Origin of the sequence: Aquisphaera insulae (assembly GCF_011064615.1) — a bacterium.
GTDB classification, from domain to species: Bacteria; Planctomycetota; Planctomycetia; order Isosphaerales; family Isosphaeraceae; genus Aquisphaera; species Aquisphaera insulae.
Genome location: NZ_JAALJH010000033.1, coordinates 75599 through 91230, shown reverse-complemented (window position 1 = coordinate 91230; position 15632 = coordinate 75599). Strand labels below are relative to the sequence as shown.

The window sequence follows — 15632 nt, the reverse complement described above, 5'->3', positions numbered from 1 at the left end:
AGGCCGTTCGATATCCGTGAGCTTGATCAACTTCCTTGCCGGGGTAATACCCGGAGTTGCGACTTCCTGGACGAATCAGCGACTGGAACGACGACCATCAACTGATCTCGCTCGCCCTGCGCGGCGAGGATTGCGTCGGCGACCTGATCCTGGGGGAGGAGTCGCTGGACCGCTTCCTGGCGGGGCGACCGCCTCAAATCGGCCGGGCAGACTACCCGAGCCTGGCCACGGGTGCTCTCGCCGGTCAACCAGGATCATCGGCGGGCGGCGAGCACCCGAAGTTCGCCGTCTACGCCGAAGGGCGTCACGTGATCGTGAAATTCGCCGGCGGCGACGGTGCCGCGGCGGACCGATGGCGTGACCTGCTCGTCTGCGAGCACGTCGCCCTTGAAGTGCTCCGAGATGCCGGGATTCCCGTCCCCCGGTCGGAGTGGTTCGACATCGACGGTACCAGGTTCTTGCAAGTCGATCGCTTCGACCGGATCGGTGCGAGGGGGCGACGAGGAGTGATCTCCCTGTTCGCATTGAACTGCCACTTCCTCGGACATGTCCCGGAGAACTGGAGCAAGGCCGCGCGACATATCCTCGAGGAGTCGCATCTGCGCATGGCCGTCGAGCATGCCGATCGGATGATCTGGCTGGACACCTTCGGCGATCTCATCGCGAATGGAGACCGGCACTTCGGGAACTTCTGCTTCTTCACCGACGAGGCCCGGCATCTGACGCTGTCTCCGACGCCGGTCTACGACATGCTGCCGATGCGATTCGCCCCGATCGACGGGACCGTGATCGAACGGCCCTTCACCCCACGCCCTCCCACAGCCCTGAACGTCCACCTGTGGCATGAGGTGGCGAAGCAGGCCGTAAGCTTCTGGTCACGCCTGGGTGAGGAGCACAGTCTCAGCTCCGACTTCCGGCGCCTCTGCAGCAGGTGTCGGGATCAGCTCACTCATACCATGGCAGAAGCCTGAAGATCGCCTACCTGCCAGCCGGGCTTCGGACGACGATATGGTTGGTTGCACGGGCATCTCCTTCCAAGGGGTGGTCGACGTGGACTCTGGATTCGATCGGGCGGGCGGGATGCCTGAAATGACGGTTGGATCAGGTCGATCTTGCCGGATTTCCTGATTTCGAGTGAAATGCCGGCGATCTCCTGTCGATGACAGTCCGAGAACCACTTCTTCCACTCGTCCCCGGGCGCAAATCGTCGTGACCGGGGCGAAGGCCGGCAGGGATCAAGGATAGGCTTGCCGTTCCGGCATGGATGCTGGGCGCGGGGGTCAAGTCCGTTGCGGATGCAGACGGTCGTTCCTCGGCCGCGGAACCGAAAGGCGAACCCGGACCTCATGCGCAAGGGATGGCGCGAAGTCCTGACGGTGCTGGCCGCGTGCCTGATGGGCACGTTCGGCCTCGCCCGTGCCGCGCCCGGCGACGGCAAGCGGCCCACGGCCACGGCAGGTGCCGAGGACCGCGTCGGGATCGCCATCGAGGTCCGCTGGTCGCCGACGGCGGCCGCCGTTGCCGCGGACGCCTCCGAGGCGGTCGTCCTGTCCGCGTCCGACGGGCAGGTTGAGGACGTCGTGGCCTGGCCGCCCGAGGAGTCCGGGGGGACCGTCGCCCGGCCGCATCGCGGGGCCGACGGCGGCTGGTTGCTCGGCGCGGAGCCGAGCGGCCGGGTGCGGGCGCGGCTGGAGGTGACCCCGGCGGCCGACCTGATCGTCCGCAAGGGGGGGAGCGCAGTCCGGATCCCGGTCGCGACGATCCTGGAGAAGCCCCAGCAGGGGCCCGCCCAGGCGGCCGTCGCGGTGACGGTGGAGCGGCTGGCGTGGGATTCCCTGATGATCGACCTGGGGCAGGGGGCGGAATCGGGCGTGGTCGCCCCCGCGGCGGCCGTGCCCGTCTCGCTCCGCTACAACATCGTCTGGCCGGACGCGGCCGACGTGATCGTGCGGACCACCGCGGTCCTGCGGCCGATCGGCGTCACCGAGGTCCTCTGGCAGGACGAGCGCCGGGAAACGGTCCCCGCCAACCGCATGGATCCGCCGTCCGTCCTCTGGACGATCCCCGCGCCGAAGCACGAGGGCTCCTACGTGGTCGAGTTCCGATCGGCCTGGGAGCCCGCCGGCACGCGCGAGGGCTCGCGCCTGAGCCGCCTGATCCGCCGCCGCAAGTCGACGCCGACGCCGGTGGCGAGCTCGGCGACCAGGCGGGCGGTGCTCGCGGTCGTCGCCCCGACCGAACCTCCGGCCGAATCGGCCGGTGCCGCGGCGCGCGAGGCCGAGGTGGATTCGGTGGATCCCGCGAGGATCCGCAACACGCGGTTCTCCGCCTCCGGCCGGTCGCCGGCCTCGCGGCCGGGCCGGAGCGTCTGGGCGCTGCCGGCGGAGGTCCTGGCGGAGGCGGCTCGCAAGGAGACGGACCGCGAACGGCTGAGGTCGTGGATCAGCCGGAGCGAGGCCGCCAGCCTACCCCCGGCGGACGCATCCGGCCTGGCCTGGGCGGCCGTCTCGCTGCGGGCCCCGCACCCGGACCGGCCGCATCGCGTGACGGTCACCGTGGCCGGCGGCGATCCCGCCGCGCTCGGCGTGGCGGTCGTCGACGCGGGCGGGGCGGGCCGCCGCCCCCGGGTCCTGCTGGATGCCTGCGCCTCGGGGCCGCCGATCCTCAAGGACGGCCCGGCCGTGACGTTCTCCTGGCTCGTCTGGCCGGACTGCCCCGATCCCCTGCTCGTCTTCCTGAACCGCAACGAGGGGGCCTCGGTCCGCCTCGGGACGATCAAGCTCACGGAGCTGCCGGGCGTGCCGCCAGGGCCGTCGATCCGGCCCCCCAACCCGGCGGCCGGCCGCTCGCTGGGGCTCTACCTGACCGGCGAGCACGCGCTCGATCGCTTCGGCGGCCAGGGAGAGGCCGGGCTCGCGGATAACCTCGAGGCGGCCCGGAACCTGGCTTCCTACCTGGGCTACTGCGGGGCCTCGCTGGCCGTCCTGCCGGAGCCGGCGGCCGACCGGGCCGTGCGCCGCGGCCTGCACGGGCAGGCGGACGAGGACGCCACCGGCCCCGACCGGGCCGGCATGGTGCTCCGCCTGCTGGCGAGGCACGGCTGCTCCGCCTGGCTGGAACTCTCGCTGGACGGCCGCGACGCGCTCCCCGACCTGGCCCCGCCGGACTCGCCGGAGGCGCTGCGGCTGGGGCTGGTGCGGGTGGATCGGCAGGGGCTGGCGGACGGCCCGTGCTATCACCCGCTGCATCCGGACGTCCGCAAGGCGATGAAGCGGCGCGTGGAGGCGGCCCTGGCGGCCCGCGACGACGGGGGCAAGGTCGCCGGGATCCTGCTCCGGCTCGGCACCGGGCCGACGTTGCTGGGCTCCCCCGACACCGGGATCGACGACGACACGTTCTCGCGGTTCGTCCGCGAGACCTTCGGCCCGGAGACCGCCGCCAGCATACCGGGGACCGATGCCGTGGATCCCAACCGCTTCGCCGCGCGGTCGAAGTACCTCCTCGGCGTGGGCCGGATGCCCTGGCTGACCTGGAGGTCCCGTGCCATCGCCGCCCTCTACGCGGAGCTCGCGGAGGCGGCCCGGGGCGTGGCCCCGGACGCGTCCCTGGCGCTGGCGACCCCTTCCCTCCACGGCGGCGCGGCCGGCGCGGAGGCGCGGCGGGCGGACCTCGCGGGGCTGGCCCCGAGCCAGGCCTGGCGGAGCGTGGGGCTGGACCTGCAATCGTGGCCGGGCGGCGACGCGGCGCCGATCGTCCTCCGCGGCGCGGAGATCTCGACCGATCCGCTGGCGCATGACTTGGCGGTGAGCCCGGACCTGGACGCCCGCCTGGCGGCCTATCCCAACCGCGGGCTCCTGCTCCGGATCGACCGGGAGGCCGCCGGCCAGGCCGGCGAGGTGGATGCCATCGAAGACGCCCCGCCGGGCTCGGGGCCGCCGGCCGTAATTGGGGCCGTCGAACTCGCCACCCTGCCGCTGGGCGAGGACGGGGCCGCCGACGAGCCGCTCGGGCACGCCGTGGCGGCGCTCGACGCCCGCTGGGTCGTGCTCGCGGCGCCGGCCATCGCCGGGCACGAGGATCGGCTGCGGCGGTTCGCCGCCGTGCTCCGCGGCGTCCCCGCGGGGCCCACGCGCCCGGCCTCCTTCGGCGGCGATCCGAAGGACCTCGGCGTCTCGGTCCGGACCGTCGACCACGGCGGACAGACGTTCCTCCAGATCGCCAACGACACGCCCTATCCCATCCGCCTGGCCGGCCTGATCGACGCCCCGGCCGCCGCCGGGGTGGAGGATCTCGGCCGGAACCTCAAGCTGATCCCCCAGCCCGCGGCGGGGGGGCGGCAGCTCGTGCTGGACCTCCTCCCCTTCGGCGTCTCCGCCGTCCGCGTGGGGGCGCCCGGCGTGCGGATGACCGAGATCACCCCGTATCCGTCCGAGGCGGTCCTCACCAGCCTGGAGGCCCAGTATCGCGAGCTCTCCGCCCAGCTCTCCCGGCTCAATCGCGGGCCGGGCGGGGCGATCGGCGAGCCGCCCAACCCGGGCTTCGAGCCCGCCGGGGCGGAGCCCCTGCGGCGGGCCGGGAACGCCGAGGGGGCCGACACTCCGCCGCCGCCCGCGGACGGGGCCGTCCCCGGCGGCTGGAAGGCGGACGGGGCCGCGGGGGCCGCGATCGCGATCGACGCCGACAGGCCCCACTCCGGCCAGGGCTGCCTGAAGCTCACCGCGCCGGCGGCCTCCGCCTCCGCGACCAGCGGCGACTTCATCCCCGGCGGCTCGCCGAGCATGACGATCCACGCCTTCCTCCGGGCCGAGCCGGCCGACTGCGCCGTGCGGCTCTGGATCCAGGGCGAGGTCGGCGGCCAGCCGTACCTGAGGCGCACCGAGTTCCGCGTCGGCGCCGACTGGGAACCGAAGGCGGTCCGGGCCGCGGACCTGCCGGCGGGGGGACTCGACACGGCCCACCTCCGGTTCGAGATGCTCGGCCCGGGGACCCTCTGGATCGACGACCTCCGGCTCGTCGGCGAGGCCCCGTCGCGGGCGGTCCGGCTGAACGCCCAGCGCACGCTCATCGCCGCCCTCCAGGCCTACCGCGCCCAGCATTACGCCGAGTTCGCCCGGCTCTCCCGCTCGCACTGGGCACGCCATCCCGGCGTCCTCGCCGCCGGCCGCTCGGGACGCCCCGGCGAGATCTCCGAGGCGGCCCGCGATCGGCACCCGGGCCAGGGGCCGGCCGCCGCTTCTGCCCTTTCGCCGGAGAAGACCCTGCGGTAAGATTCCGAGGCGGCGAGGGGACCGGATTCTCCGCCGCGGGCCGCCCGGCCGAGCGAGGACTGGACTGGACAGGAGGGGTCGGTGTTCGTCGCCTGCAGCACACTCTGCTTCGCGAGGGAGCCGCTGGAGAAGGCCCTGCGCCTGATCGCGGAATTCGAGTTCGACAAGTTCGAGCTGGCCCTCATCGAGGACGGCCAGCACCTGCGCCCCTCCGAGGTCGGCGACGACCCCGAGGCCGCGCTCCAGCGACTCCGAAGCGCGCCCAGCCTGATCCCCTCGGCCCTCTACGTGGACTTCGGGCCCGTGGACTGGGCCGACCCCGCCATTCGCAAGCGGTTCGAGTCCATCTGCCGGTTCGCCAAGTCGCTGGGCGTGGCCGTGATCACCATCCACGCCGCGGCCGCGGGCACGCCCGTGGAGGCGGAGATCCGCCGCCTCTCCGGCCTGACCGCGTTCGCCCTCCGCAACGGCCTGGTGCTCGCCCTCCTGACCCACTCGGAGACCCTCGCCGGCGACCCCGCCGTCGCGGCCCAGCTCTGCAAGGCGCTGCCGGGCCTGGGCCTCACGCTCGACCCCAGCCACGGCCTCCAGGGCGGCCACAAGGAGGCGGACCTGGACGCGCTCTACGCGTATGCCCAGAACGTCCACCTCCGCGACACCGGCAAGAACCCCGGCGAGTTCCAGGTCCGCGTCGGGCAGGGGCAGATCGAGTACGCCCGGGTCGTCAGCCAGCTCCAGCGGTTCGGCTACAACCGCGGCCTCACCGTCGCCATCGTCGACCGCCCGGAGAACACCTTCGACCGCGAGGTCGAGGTCCGCAAGCTCAAGCTCCTGCTCGAAACCCTGCTCTGATTCGATTGACCATCTTTTGATCCCATTGCGACCATGCGGGAACTGACCGAGGACAACGCGGCCGACTACCTCCGCGAGGCCGGGCGCGTCCCCGAAGGCGTGGACATCCGCGTCCGCGAGCTGGCCGGCGGCGTCTCCAACGTGGTCCTCCGCGTCGACTTCGACCCCGCCGCGGGCCATCCACCGATCGTCGTCAAGCAGTGCCGCGAGCGGCTCCGCGTCGCCATGGAGTGGCGCGCCCGGCTCGACCGCATCTGGGCGGAGCACGCGGCGCTCGGCCTGCTCGCCACCGTCCTCCCCGACGGCATGGTGCCGGCCCTCCTCTTCGAGGACCGCGACGAGTACCTCTTCGCGATGTCGTGCGCCCCGGACGATTCGGCCACCTGGAAGTCGCACCTGATGGCCGGGCGGGTCGACGAGGCGATCGCCGACGCGCTCGGCACGATCCTGGCCCAGATCCATCTCCTGGCCCCGGCCCGGCCGGCCCTGCGGGAGTCGCTGGCCGACACCTCGCTCTTCGACGAGCTTCGCGTCGACCCTTACTACCGGACGATCGCCCGGGAGCATCCGTCGGTCGCGCCCCGGGTCGACGCCCTGATCGCCGCGATGGAGCAGCTCCCCGAGGGGGAGCGGACGCTCGTCCTGGGGGACTACAGCCCCAAGAACATCCTCGTCCATTCCCGCGGCCTGGTCCTGCTCGATTTCGAGTGCGCCCACGCCGGCGACGCCGCGTTCGACCTCGGCTTCTTCATGAGCCACCTGCTCCTCAAGGCCGTCCGCGCCGACCTCGCCGAGCCCGGCGCCGGCGAGCCGTTCTTCCGGATGGCGGACGGGTTCTGGTTTGCGTACTTCGGGCGGCTGGAGCGAGACGGCTGGCCGCCCCACCTGGCCTCCGAGAAGAACCGCCGGTGGACGCGAGGGCAGGCCCACCTGGCGGCCTGCCTGCTCGCCCGGATCGACGGCAAGAGTCCGGTCGAGTACCTTGACGAGGAGGCCCGGGCACTCGTCCGCGAGTTCGCGATCGAGGCCCTGGGCATGGAGCGTCACGGGTTCGGGGGCGTCCCGCGCCTGCTCAAGTTGAAGCTCGAGGCGCGTCGAGGCGCCGCCAGGGCTGGAGGCTGACGGGATGGCGACAGCGACGGTTCAGGGGCTCAGGGCGCGTCAGGTGCTGGACTCTCGCGGCCGGCCGACCGTCGAGGTGGACGCGATCGCCTCGACCGGCGAGATCGGCCGGGCGATCGTCCCCTCGGGGGCGAGCACCGGCCGGCACGAGGCGCTCGAGCTCCGCGACGGCGACCCGAAGCACTACGGCGGCCTCGGCGTCCTCAAGGCGGTCGGCCACGTCGCCGCGACGATCGCCCCGGCCGTGCGGGGGATGAGCCTGGACGACCAGGCCGCCATCGACGCCAAACTCCTGGAGCTGGACGGCACGCCCAACAAGAGCCGGCTCGGGGCGAACGCCATGCTAGGCGTCTCGCTGGCCGTCGCGCATGCGGCCGCCGCGGCGCGAGGCGAGGAGCTGTACGTCCACCTCAACCGCCTCTGGAAGGGCCGCCTTGACGCCGCCGGCGCGGCAGCCGCCGGGATCGATGCCGGGCCGACGATGCCCCTGCCGATGGTCAACATGATCTCCGGCGGCCTGCACGCCGGCGGCAACCTGGACATCCAGGACGTGCTGGTGATGCCGGTCGGCGCCGAGAGCTACAGCCACGCCCTGGAGATGATCGTCGCCATGTACCGGGCCGTCGGCGCCGTGCTCGCCGAGCGCGGCCTCGAGTCCGCGCTCGTGGGCGACGAGGGGGGCTACGGGCCGAAGCTCCGGAACAACGAGCAGGCGCTCGAGATCGTCGTCGATGCCATGCTCGCCTGCGGCTTCGAGCCGGGCCGGGATGCCGCGATCGCCCTGGACATCGCCTCGACCCACTTCTTCGACCCGGCGTCGAGCTCCTACTCCTTCGCCAACACGAAGGGCTCGACGATCGACAGCGACGCGATGATCGCCATGCTCTCCGATTGGGTTGATCGCTACCCGGTGATCTCGATCGAGGACGGCCTGGCGGAGGACGACTGGGCCGGCTGGGAGCGGTTGACGGTGGCGCTCGGCGGCAAGGTCCAGCTCATCGGCGACGACCTCTTCGCGACCCAGTCCGCCCGATTGGCGAAGGGCATCGAGGCGAAGGCGGCCAACGCGATCCTGATCAAGGTGAACCAGGTCGGGACGCTGAGCGAGACCCTGGACGCCCTGGTCCTGGCCCGCCGGAACGGCTATCGCCCGGTCGTCTCGGCCCGATCCGGCGAGACCGAGGACGCCACGATCGCCGACCTGGCCGTGGCCACCGCCGCCGGCCAGATCAAGATCGGCTCCGTCGCCCGGTCCGAACGCCTGGCCAAGTACAACCGCATGATCCGGATCGAGGAGGCCCTGGGCGAGGGAGCGAGATTCACAAAGATCCGGTGATGTGATCGTCCTTTGTAGGGTGCGTCAAGCGGAGCGCGGACGCACCGCGATCGCCGTTGATGGAGAAATCCCCCCTGTCAAGGAAAGGGCGGTTGCGTTCACCGATTCCGGCCCTGTCTGTATGGCCCAGCCGGTCACGGTGCGTCTGCGCTTCGCTTGACACACCCTACAAGAGATGACGTGTTACCTTGGCTTGTCGGATTTGTCGAGTTTCTCGAGGATGACGTCGAGCTTGCGTTCGATGTCGGTCATGCGGCGCTTCAGGTCGTTCTCGTCCGCGCCGGCCTCGGGAGACTTGTGGCTCGTGGATCGATCGTAGTGAGGTGAAGGACTCCTCGCGGGCTCGGCCACCGCGCCTCGACGGGCGCCCGCCTGAACGGTCGGGTCGAGGGCAGAGCCGGGCAAGGGCCGCTGGGCCTTGGGGTTGGCCGGAACGACGAGCCGATCCCGCGGCATGAGCTGATAGTTGGTCGAGGAGTCGGTCCCCATCGCGATCTGCTCATAGTCGATGGGAAGGACCTGGACCTTGCCGCCGGGAACTTCCCGCACGAGCTTGATTGCGGACCGATCGGCCCAGGAGAGGAGGCCGCCGACGTGATGGATCGCGTCGAGCACGCTCTCGTTGCCGGTGACCGGCAGCCGCCCGGGGCTCGCGACCTCGCCCTCGACGTAGTAGACCTTGCTGTTGTAGGCCGTCACGTCGACGAACACGCGATCGGACTTCGTGGCGAGCTCGGAGAGGCGTGCTTGTGGCGTCGCCGGATCGAGATTCCGAGGCTCTTCCTCCGTGACCTTATCACTGGCACCCGATTCCAGCAGGCCGAGAGTCCCATCGCTGAGGGACTTCCTGAGGTGAAGGACGATCTTCGTCTTCGCCTCGGTCGGGGTCAGGCCGGCGACGTAGACCTCGCCGTAGAAGCCCAGGGAGATCTTGCCATCCGGACGGACGAGCCGCTCGCCGCTGATCGGCCGGCCGGGGTACGCTTCGAGCACTTCCACGAGGATGATGTCCGAGGGCTCGATGACATACTCGGATAGGGATTGCATCGGTGGTGAAGCATGCCCCACGCTCGCCGGGGCCACGACGCGGGTCGGAGTGGCCCCGGCGGCCGGTTTGTCGGGGCCCTGTCGTTGGGCCCACACGTGGGCCGTGGCGAGCAGGGATGCCCCGGCGAGGGGCACGGCGCAGATCCTGGTCAACTTGGTCATGGTCAGGCTCCAGAGCATCCTGCGGGACAGGGCCACCGCGCCCGCCGGGACGATCCCGGCGGCGGGTGTATCGGCGGCGATCTCGATCGCGGCGGCGACGACGGAGCGAACCAGGTCTGGAGGAGGGAGGGGCAGGGGGGGGATCGCCAGGGCGCCCGCATCGGCCGAGGCCGACAGGGCCCCGACAGCCGCCGATGTCAGCGCGACGTCCCTTCGCAGCAACCGCTTGCGGAGCAGGTCGCGGGCGCGGGCCGCGCGGCTCCGGACCGTGCCGAGCGGGCAGCCGAGCCGGGCGGCGGCCTCCTCGTGCGTCAGGCCCTCCCAGTAGCAGAGGAGCACGACGGCCCGGTATTTCTCCGGCAGCCGGCCGACCTCTTGCTGGACCATCGGCGCGGCGAGGGCGTATTCGTCCTCCGCCCGAGGTTCGACCGTCGACGGGGCCAGCCGAACCGCGGCCGATTCGTGCCGTCTTCGCCGGGCGGCCTCGACGCGGGCTCGGGCCGAGACCCGCGCGGCGATGCCGAAGAGCCAGCTCGCCAGCGAGCCCCGCTTGCGGAGCGAGCCCCGCCGCGCGGCCAGCACCAGGAACGTGGCCTGGAAGGCATCTTCGGCGTCGGAGGTCGAGCCCAGCACGTTGCGGCAGACCCGCCAGACCATCGGCCCGTGGCGGCGGACGATCGCCTCGAACGCAGCCTCCGCGCCGGCGTCGGCCGGGCCGAGGGAGCGCTCGACGAGCTCGCCGTCGCCCAGCCCGGTGGACGTCCCGGCCTCGAAGAGGCTGCGAACGTCGCGATCGATGGCCGCCGTCACCCTGCTCATCCTTCCCTCCGGGACCTGGTCTCTTCCGTCGTCTTCCGCGGGTAGTGCCCCGAGCGACCGGGGGCTATCCACGACTTTCGCGGATTTCGCCGGGATCGTAAACGGTCCGGGACGGAGGTTTGACGAGCAACGCGACCGTCGCGGTGTTAGAATCCCGGGCGAGTGGCCGTGTCACCAGAGCCGATCGGGGCGACGGAGACGTCCGCCTGAGGAGATCCGCAACATGAAGAACCGGGCAAGCCGTCGTGATTTCTCTCGCATGGCGCTGGGCACCGCCGCCGCGGCCTCGGCCTCGTTCGCGGTGCCGGCGGCCTCGGGCCGCGTGCTCGGGGCGAACGATCGGGTGACGATTGGCTGCATCGGCGTCGGCAATCGCGGCGTCCAGGTCCTGAACGCCTTCTGCGCCCAGAAGGATGCCCGGGTCGTGGCGCTCGCCGACGTGTACGAGCCGTACCTGCAGGGCAAGTATGACCAGATCGATCCCCGTTTCCGCGACCTGGGCAAGCGCGTGCCCTCGCAGCAGCCGGACTTCGGCGGGCAAGTCGAGCGTTTCAAGGACTTCCGCCGGTTGCTCGACCGCAAGGACGTCGACGCGGTGATCGTCGCCACGCCCGACCACTGGCACGCCATCCAGGTCAGCATGGCCTGCGCCGCCGGCAAGGACGTGTACGCCGAGAAGCCGCTCTGCGCCACGGTCCGCGAGGGCCGCCGGATGGTGGACGCGGCGCGGAAGCATGACCGGGTCGTCCAGGTCGGGCTCCAGCGGCGGTCGTCGCCCCTCTACGCGAGGCTCGGGGAACTCGTGCAGTCGGGGGCGATCGGCAAGGTGACGGTCGCCCGGACCTGCTTCGCCAACAACATGACCCCCAACGGCATCGGCGTCTCGCCCGACTCCGATCCCCCCGCGGGGCTGGACTGGGACATGTGGCTCGGGCCCAGGCCGTCCCGCCCGTTCAATGACCGGATCATGCCGTACAAGTTCCGATGGTGGCAGCTCTACTCGAGCCAGATGGCCAACTGGGGCGTCCATTTCTTCGACGCGATGCGGTGGATCGTCGGCGAGCGGGCCCCGGCCTCGCTCTCGGCGCACGGCGGCAAGTTCGCGGTGAAGGACGCGCGGACGATCCCGGATACGGCCGAGGTGATCTTCGAGATGGCCTCCGGCATGCTGATGACGTTCGGCACCTATGAGGCGAACAATTACGACGAGCTGAAGGGGGGCGAGATGCTCTTCCGCGGCACGCTCGGCACCGTGATCGCCAGCATGGATCGCTTCGAGATCATCCCGGATCGCGGCGGCTCGTTCCAGGATCCGTCGCCCCGCCGCAAGCCCCAGGTCGAGAAGGCCGGGGTGGATTACGACAACCTCGACAAGGCCCACGCCCGCAACTTCCTCGACTGCGTGAAGTCGCGCCAGAAGCCCCACTGCGACGTCGAGGAGGGCCACCGCTCGACGACCTTCGCCCTGCTGGCCAACATCGCCCTGGCGACGAAGGCCCGCCTCGACTGGGACGCCGACGCCGAGCGGTTCACGAACCATGAGGGGGCGAACAAGCTGCTCGACTATGAGTATCGGGCGCCCTGGACTCATGTGTAACGACGAGATTCCTTGAATCGACGAGCGAGTTGTTGCGAAAACAGCCTCGCGTGGACTTGCTCTCGCTCATAGAATTGACGGAAAAGATGGGGTGGGATTGGCGGCTGGATGATATCGGGAGCCCCGGACGATGTCGGATAAGAAGAATGGAACAGCGACTCCCATCCAGGGGAGTGGACCGCTCGGCCAGTCGGGCGTCAGTCCGAGTGGATCAGTCCAGCGGAGCTATTGGGACGAGTTCGTTGGGCGGCATCAGTCCGTGACGAAGGTGGACCAGCCCCCTCAGAAGGCTGAGAAGGAGTCGAGCTCGGAGGACCGGCGGTAATCAGGATCGTCGCCAGGAGAACGATTCCGGCGAGGAGGAAGGACGTCCCTCTCCACAACTGACGGGCCTTCCACTCATTGGTCGCGTACATCCCAATCACGGCGGTATGGTAGGAGCTTGCCAGGACGGCTTCAGCCTTTCCTCGGGTCAGGTCCGGCTGCTCATCCACGACCTTGAGCAGGTTGCGGATTTCGAGGGGAGTGCCATAGGTGGTCGGTCCTCGCGACCAGACCGCCACGAGGACAGATAGGGCAAAGCTGATCACCGCCCAGATGAGTAGAGAAGAGCGGCCGAGAGGTGTATTCGCGCCGAGCACCCGCGCGACGGTCGCGATAATGACACCGATGGCCAGGGAGGTTCGTGCAAGGTCATCCAGCTTCTTGTCCAGGATCTCCGACAGCTTGAGCATTTCCTCGTAGCGATTCTCCGCGTATTTCAGCGCCAGATCATAAATCTCATCCTCTCGCCTTGGGATGTAGTCAAGGGCCCATTGCCGGGTCTCCATGTAACCTTCTGACCTCATCGGGTCGGGAGGCCGGCGCCAGGAATCGAACAGGTTGATGAGTGAGCGTATACGCGGCCCCCATCGTGACGGGACTCGCTTGTCAGGCTGAACGGTCACGTTCAATAACCTCCAGCAGCCGGGGCAACCAATCACCAGGCCCGAGAATCCCATGGGGAGCCGAAAACGGACGCCGCAGAGAGGGCAAGTTAGTTTGGCTCCGAGCTGCACCTCGGCTTGCTCCGAGAGACGCATTGATCTTCGCGTATAGGCTGAGCATACCAGGTTACCGCTGACGGCTCCTTAACGTTGTCCGTCGCGACATGGGAAGCCATCTCATGCGTCTGGTTGCCGGCGCAGGCGGTGCTGCCGTAATCGGTTAGTATGGAGTCGATGCCCAGGATGTGGTGCGGGCACGAAATCGCTGTCCATTGAGGAAGAACTCCACGATGACCCGACGCGAGCTGACGGTGGCCGAGGAGGCCGCCCGCGCCGGCGGTGCGGTGGCGATGCGATACTTCCGGAACGGGCCCGCGGTCTCGTCCAAGGAGGTCGAGGGCAAGGTTGCCGGGTATAACCTGGTGACCGAGGCCGACGTCGCGGCCGAAAAGGCCATCGTCGAGATCATCCGCCGGGCCTTCCCGACGCACGCGGTGCTCGGCGAGGAGCTCAACGGCGGCGACGGCCTCTCCGACGCGGTGCTGGGCGCCCGTGACCTCTGGATCGTGGATCCGATCGACGGTACCAACAACTACGTCCACGGCATCCCCCACTTCGGCGTCTCCGTGGCCTATTACCGCGGCGGCGAACCCGCCTGCGGCGTGATGGGGAACCCGTCCCGCGACGAGTGGTTCATGGCCGCGCGGGGCGAGGGGGCGTTCTTCGCCGGGGAGCGCGTGCACGTCAACACGAACCCGAGGCTTGAAGAAGCCCTCGTCGCCTTCGGCCACTACTATGATCGGGGCGGGATGATGGACGCGGCCTTCGCCGCCGTCCGCGACCTGCTGGTGAGGGAAATCCACGGCGTCCGGCGGATGGGGGCCGCGACGCTCGACCTTGCCTATGTCGCACTCGGGCACTTCGGGGCCTACTTCGAATACGAGCTTGCCCCCTGGGACTTCGCCGCCGGGCGGATCTTCGTCGAGGAGGCCGGCGGCCGGGTCACCGACGGCCGCGGCCGGCCGCTCCCCCTGGCCCGCACCAGCCTCGTCGCCTCCAACGGCCTGATCCACGACGCGGTCCTGGAGGTCGTCGCGGCTCGCCACCCGGCCACGGATGGAGAAAGAGGGGATCTAGCCACAGATGGACACAGATGAACGCGGATAATACGGGAAGGAAAGAGCGGGGTGGGGGATTCCACGAAGCGTTCGAGTGCGACGGGTGCGGGGCCTGCTGCGGGGCGTACCTGATCTTCGCGTCGGTCGAGGACGCGCGGCGGGAGCCGCGGATCGAGGCCGAGACGCAGCGGCTCGGCGACTGGCTGGAGACGTCGAGGTGGGCCTATCGGCTCCATCCCTTGCCGTTCCACGACTCGTGCTGCTTCCTGAATGCCGAACGTCGCTGTTCGATCTACGAGACTCGGCCGGAGGTCTGCCGCGAGTTCGCCGCCGGCAGCGAGCCATGCCAGACCGCCCGCGCGATGCGGGCACTCCCGGCGCTCGCTCCGCTCGCGAGAGAGTCCGCGGGCGAGGGGGGAGCTTAGAGAGGAGGAGGAGATGGGCGTAGGAGGGGTGCGATCCGACGGAATGGACGATCTGCTCGACCGCGCGGCGGAGGCGATCCGCGGGGCGGGGGCGCTGCTCATCGGCGCGGGGGCCGGCATGGGGGTCGATAGCGGGCTGCCGGACTTCCGCGGGGACGACGGGTTCTGGAAGGCCTATCCGCCGTACGCGAAGCGGAAGTTGCGGTTCGTGGAGATGGCCAACCCGCGGTGGTTCACCCGCGACCCGGAGATGGCCTGGGGTTTCTACGGACACCGGATGATGCTCTACCGCGCGACCGAGCCGCACGGGGGCTTTGCGATCCTACGCCGGTGGGGTGAAGCCATGCCGCGCGGGAGCTTCGTCTTCACTTCGAACGTGGATGGCCACTTCCAGAAGGCCGGCTTCGACGAGGGGCGGATCCACGAGGTCCACGGCACGCTCGCCGCCATGCAGTGCATGGCCGACTGCGGCGAGGGGATCTTCCGGGCGGACGATGTCTCGGTCCGGGTCGACGAGACGACCATGCGCGCGATTCCGCCGCTGCCGAGCTGCCCGAAGTGCGGCGGCCTGGCCAGGCCGAACATCCTCATGTTCGGCGACTGGGGCTACGACTCGTCCGCGTCCGCCGAGCAGGAGAGGGCCCTGGAAGCCTGGCTGGGCACGCTCGCGGGCGTCCCGCTCGTCGCCGTCGAGTGCGGCGCCGGCACGGCGATCCCCACCGTCCGGCACACCTGCGAGTACGTCGCCCGGAGGAATTCCGACACGCTGATCCGCATCAACGTCCGCGAGCCGGAGGTGCCGGCCGGCGGCATCTCGCTGGCGATGGGAGCACTCGAGGCCCTCCGCGCGATCGACCAGCGGCTCTCTGCTCAATGATTAGCGTATGATCAGATTTATGTT

The 15632-nt window shown here is 70.2% G+C and carries 11 protein-coding genes; 9 read left to right on the top strand and 2 right to left on the bottom strand.

Going from position 1 to position 15632, the window contains the following annotated elements; all coding sequences use genetic code 11:
• The first annotated feature begins 56 nt into the window (after positions 1 to 56).
• The 5 genes from G6O54_RS18405 to eno all read left to right on the top strand — a co-directional run bounded on the left by G6O54_RS18405 (position 57) and on the right by eno (position 8577).
• Positions 57 to 971 carry a HipA domain-containing protein gene (locus tag G6O54_RS18405; protein ID WP_165227122.1) on the top strand — a complete coding sequence of 305 codons (915 nt, stop codon included), beginning with the start codon at positions 57 to 59 and terminating at the stop codon, positions 969 to 971.
• Positions 972 to 1346: 375 nt separating this feature from the next.
• On the top strand, positions 1347 to 5267 hold the full coding sequence (locus G6O54_RS18400; RefSeq protein ID WP_165227121.1) for a hypothetical protein: 3921 nt from the start codon (positions 1347 to 1349) through the stop codon (positions 5265 to 5267).
• An 81-nt stretch (positions 5268 to 5348) separates the two neighbouring features.
• Complete coding sequence (locus G6O54_RS18395; protein ID WP_165227120.1) at positions 5349 to 6119, top strand: sugar phosphate isomerase/epimerase family protein; 771 nt, start codon at positions 5349 to 5351, stop codon at positions 6117 to 6119.
• A 33-nt stretch (positions 6120 to 6152) separates the two neighbouring features.
• Entirely contained in the window at positions 6153 to 7241 is a 1089-nt protein-coding gene (locus G6O54_RS18390; RefSeq protein ID WP_165227119.1) for a phosphotransferase family protein, read from the top strand.
• Positions 7242 to 7245: 4 nt separating this feature from the next.
• Positions 7246 to 8577 (top strand): phosphopyruvate hydratase, encoded by a 1332-nt coding sequence (eno, locus tag G6O54_RS18385; RefSeq protein WP_165227118.1) that lies wholly within the window; start codon positions 7246 to 7248, stop codon positions 8575 to 8577.
• A 183-nt stretch (positions 8578 to 8760) separates the two neighbouring features.
• Here eno and G6O54_RS18380 read toward each other — a convergent pair whose 3' ends face one another.
• Positions 8761 to 10605, bottom strand: a complete 1845-nt coding sequence (locus tag G6O54_RS18380) for a sigma-70 family RNA polymerase sigma factor (RefSeq protein ID WP_165227117.1) — start codon at positions 10603 to 10605, stop codon at positions 8761 to 8763.
• A gap of 223 nt (positions 10606 to 10828) precedes the next feature.
• Between G6O54_RS18380 and G6O54_RS18375 the strand changes: the two genes are divergently transcribed.
• Complete coding sequence (locus tag G6O54_RS18375; protein ID WP_165227116.1) at positions 10829 to 12202, top strand: Gfo/Idh/MocA family protein; 1374 nt, start codon at positions 10829 to 10831, stop codon at positions 12200 to 12202.
• Between the two features lie 197 nt (positions 12203 to 12399).
• On the opposite strand, the gene G6O54_RS18370 is transcribed toward G6O54_RS18375, so the two are convergent.
• Positions 12400 to 13032, bottom strand: a complete 633-nt coding sequence (locus G6O54_RS18370) for a hypothetical protein (RefSeq protein WP_165227115.1) — start codon at positions 13030 to 13032, stop codon at positions 12400 to 12402.
• Between the two features lie 446 nt (positions 13033 to 13478).
• Here G6O54_RS18370 and G6O54_RS18365 point away from each other — a divergent pair, with 446 nt between their 5' ends.
• Genes G6O54_RS18365 through G6O54_RS18355 form a run of 3 tightly spaced genes read left to right on the top strand, consistent with a single transcriptional unit; the run spans position 13479 to position 15608 of the window.
• Positions 13479 to 14345 carry an inositol monophosphatase family protein gene (locus G6O54_RS18365; protein ID WP_165227114.1) on the top strand — a complete coding sequence of 289 codons (867 nt, stop codon included), beginning with the start codon at positions 13479 to 13481 and terminating at the stop codon, positions 14343 to 14345.
• Positions 14342 to 14731, top strand: coding sequence for a YkgJ family cysteine cluster protein (locus G6O54_RS18360; protein ID WP_165227113.1), 390 nt, complete (start codon positions 14342 to 14344; stop codon positions 14729 to 14731). The genes G6O54_RS18365 and G6O54_RS18360 overlap by 4 nt, the downstream gene beginning before the upstream one ends.
• Before the next feature lie 43 nt (positions 14732 to 14774).
• The gene (locus tag G6O54_RS18355) at positions 14775 to 15608 is read left to right on the top strand and encodes an SIR2 family NAD-dependent protein deacylase (RefSeq protein WP_165227112.1); all 834 of its coding nucleotides are present in this window, start codon (positions 14775 to 14777) and stop codon (positions 15606 to 15608) included.
• The last annotated feature ends 24 nt before the right edge of the window (positions 15609 to 15632 follow it).

Bases quoted from the DNA above. Each gene is read 5' to 3' on its own strand.
- G6O54_RS18400 (WP_165227121.1), top strand. From the start codon at position 1,347: ATGCGCAAGGGATGGCGCGAAGTCCTGACGGTGCTGGCCGCGTGCCTG.
- G6O54_RS18390 (WP_165227119.1), top strand. From the start codon at position 6,153: ATGCGGGAACTGACCGAGGACAACGCGGCCGACTACCTCCGCGAGGCC.
- eno (WP_165227118.1), top strand. From the start codon at position 7,246: ATGGCGACAGCGACGGTTCAGGGGCTCAGGGCGCGTCAGGTGCTGGAC.
- G6O54_RS18380 (WP_165227117.1), bottom strand. From the start codon at position 10,605: ATGAGCAGGGTGACGGCGGCCATCGATCGCGACGTTCGCAGCCTCTTC.
- G6O54_RS18375 (WP_165227116.1), top strand. From the start codon at position 10,829: ATGAAGAACCGGGCAAGCCGTCGTGATTTCTCTCGCATGGCGCTGGGC.
- G6O54_RS18370 (WP_165227115.1), bottom strand. From the start codon at position 13,032: ATGGAGACCCGGCAATGGGCCCTTGACTACATCCCAAGGCGAGAGGAT.
- G6O54_RS18365 (WP_165227114.1), top strand. From the start codon at position 13,479: ATGACCCGACGCGAGCTGACGGTGGCCGAGGAGGCCGCCCGCGCCGGC.
- G6O54_RS18360 (WP_165227113.1), top strand. From the start codon at position 14,342: ATGAACGCGGATAATACGGGAAGGAAAGAGCGGGGTGGGGGATTCCAC.
- G6O54_RS18355 (WP_165227112.1), top strand. From the start codon at position 14,775: ATGGACGATCTGCTCGACCGCGCGGCGGAGGCGATCCGCGGGGCGGGG.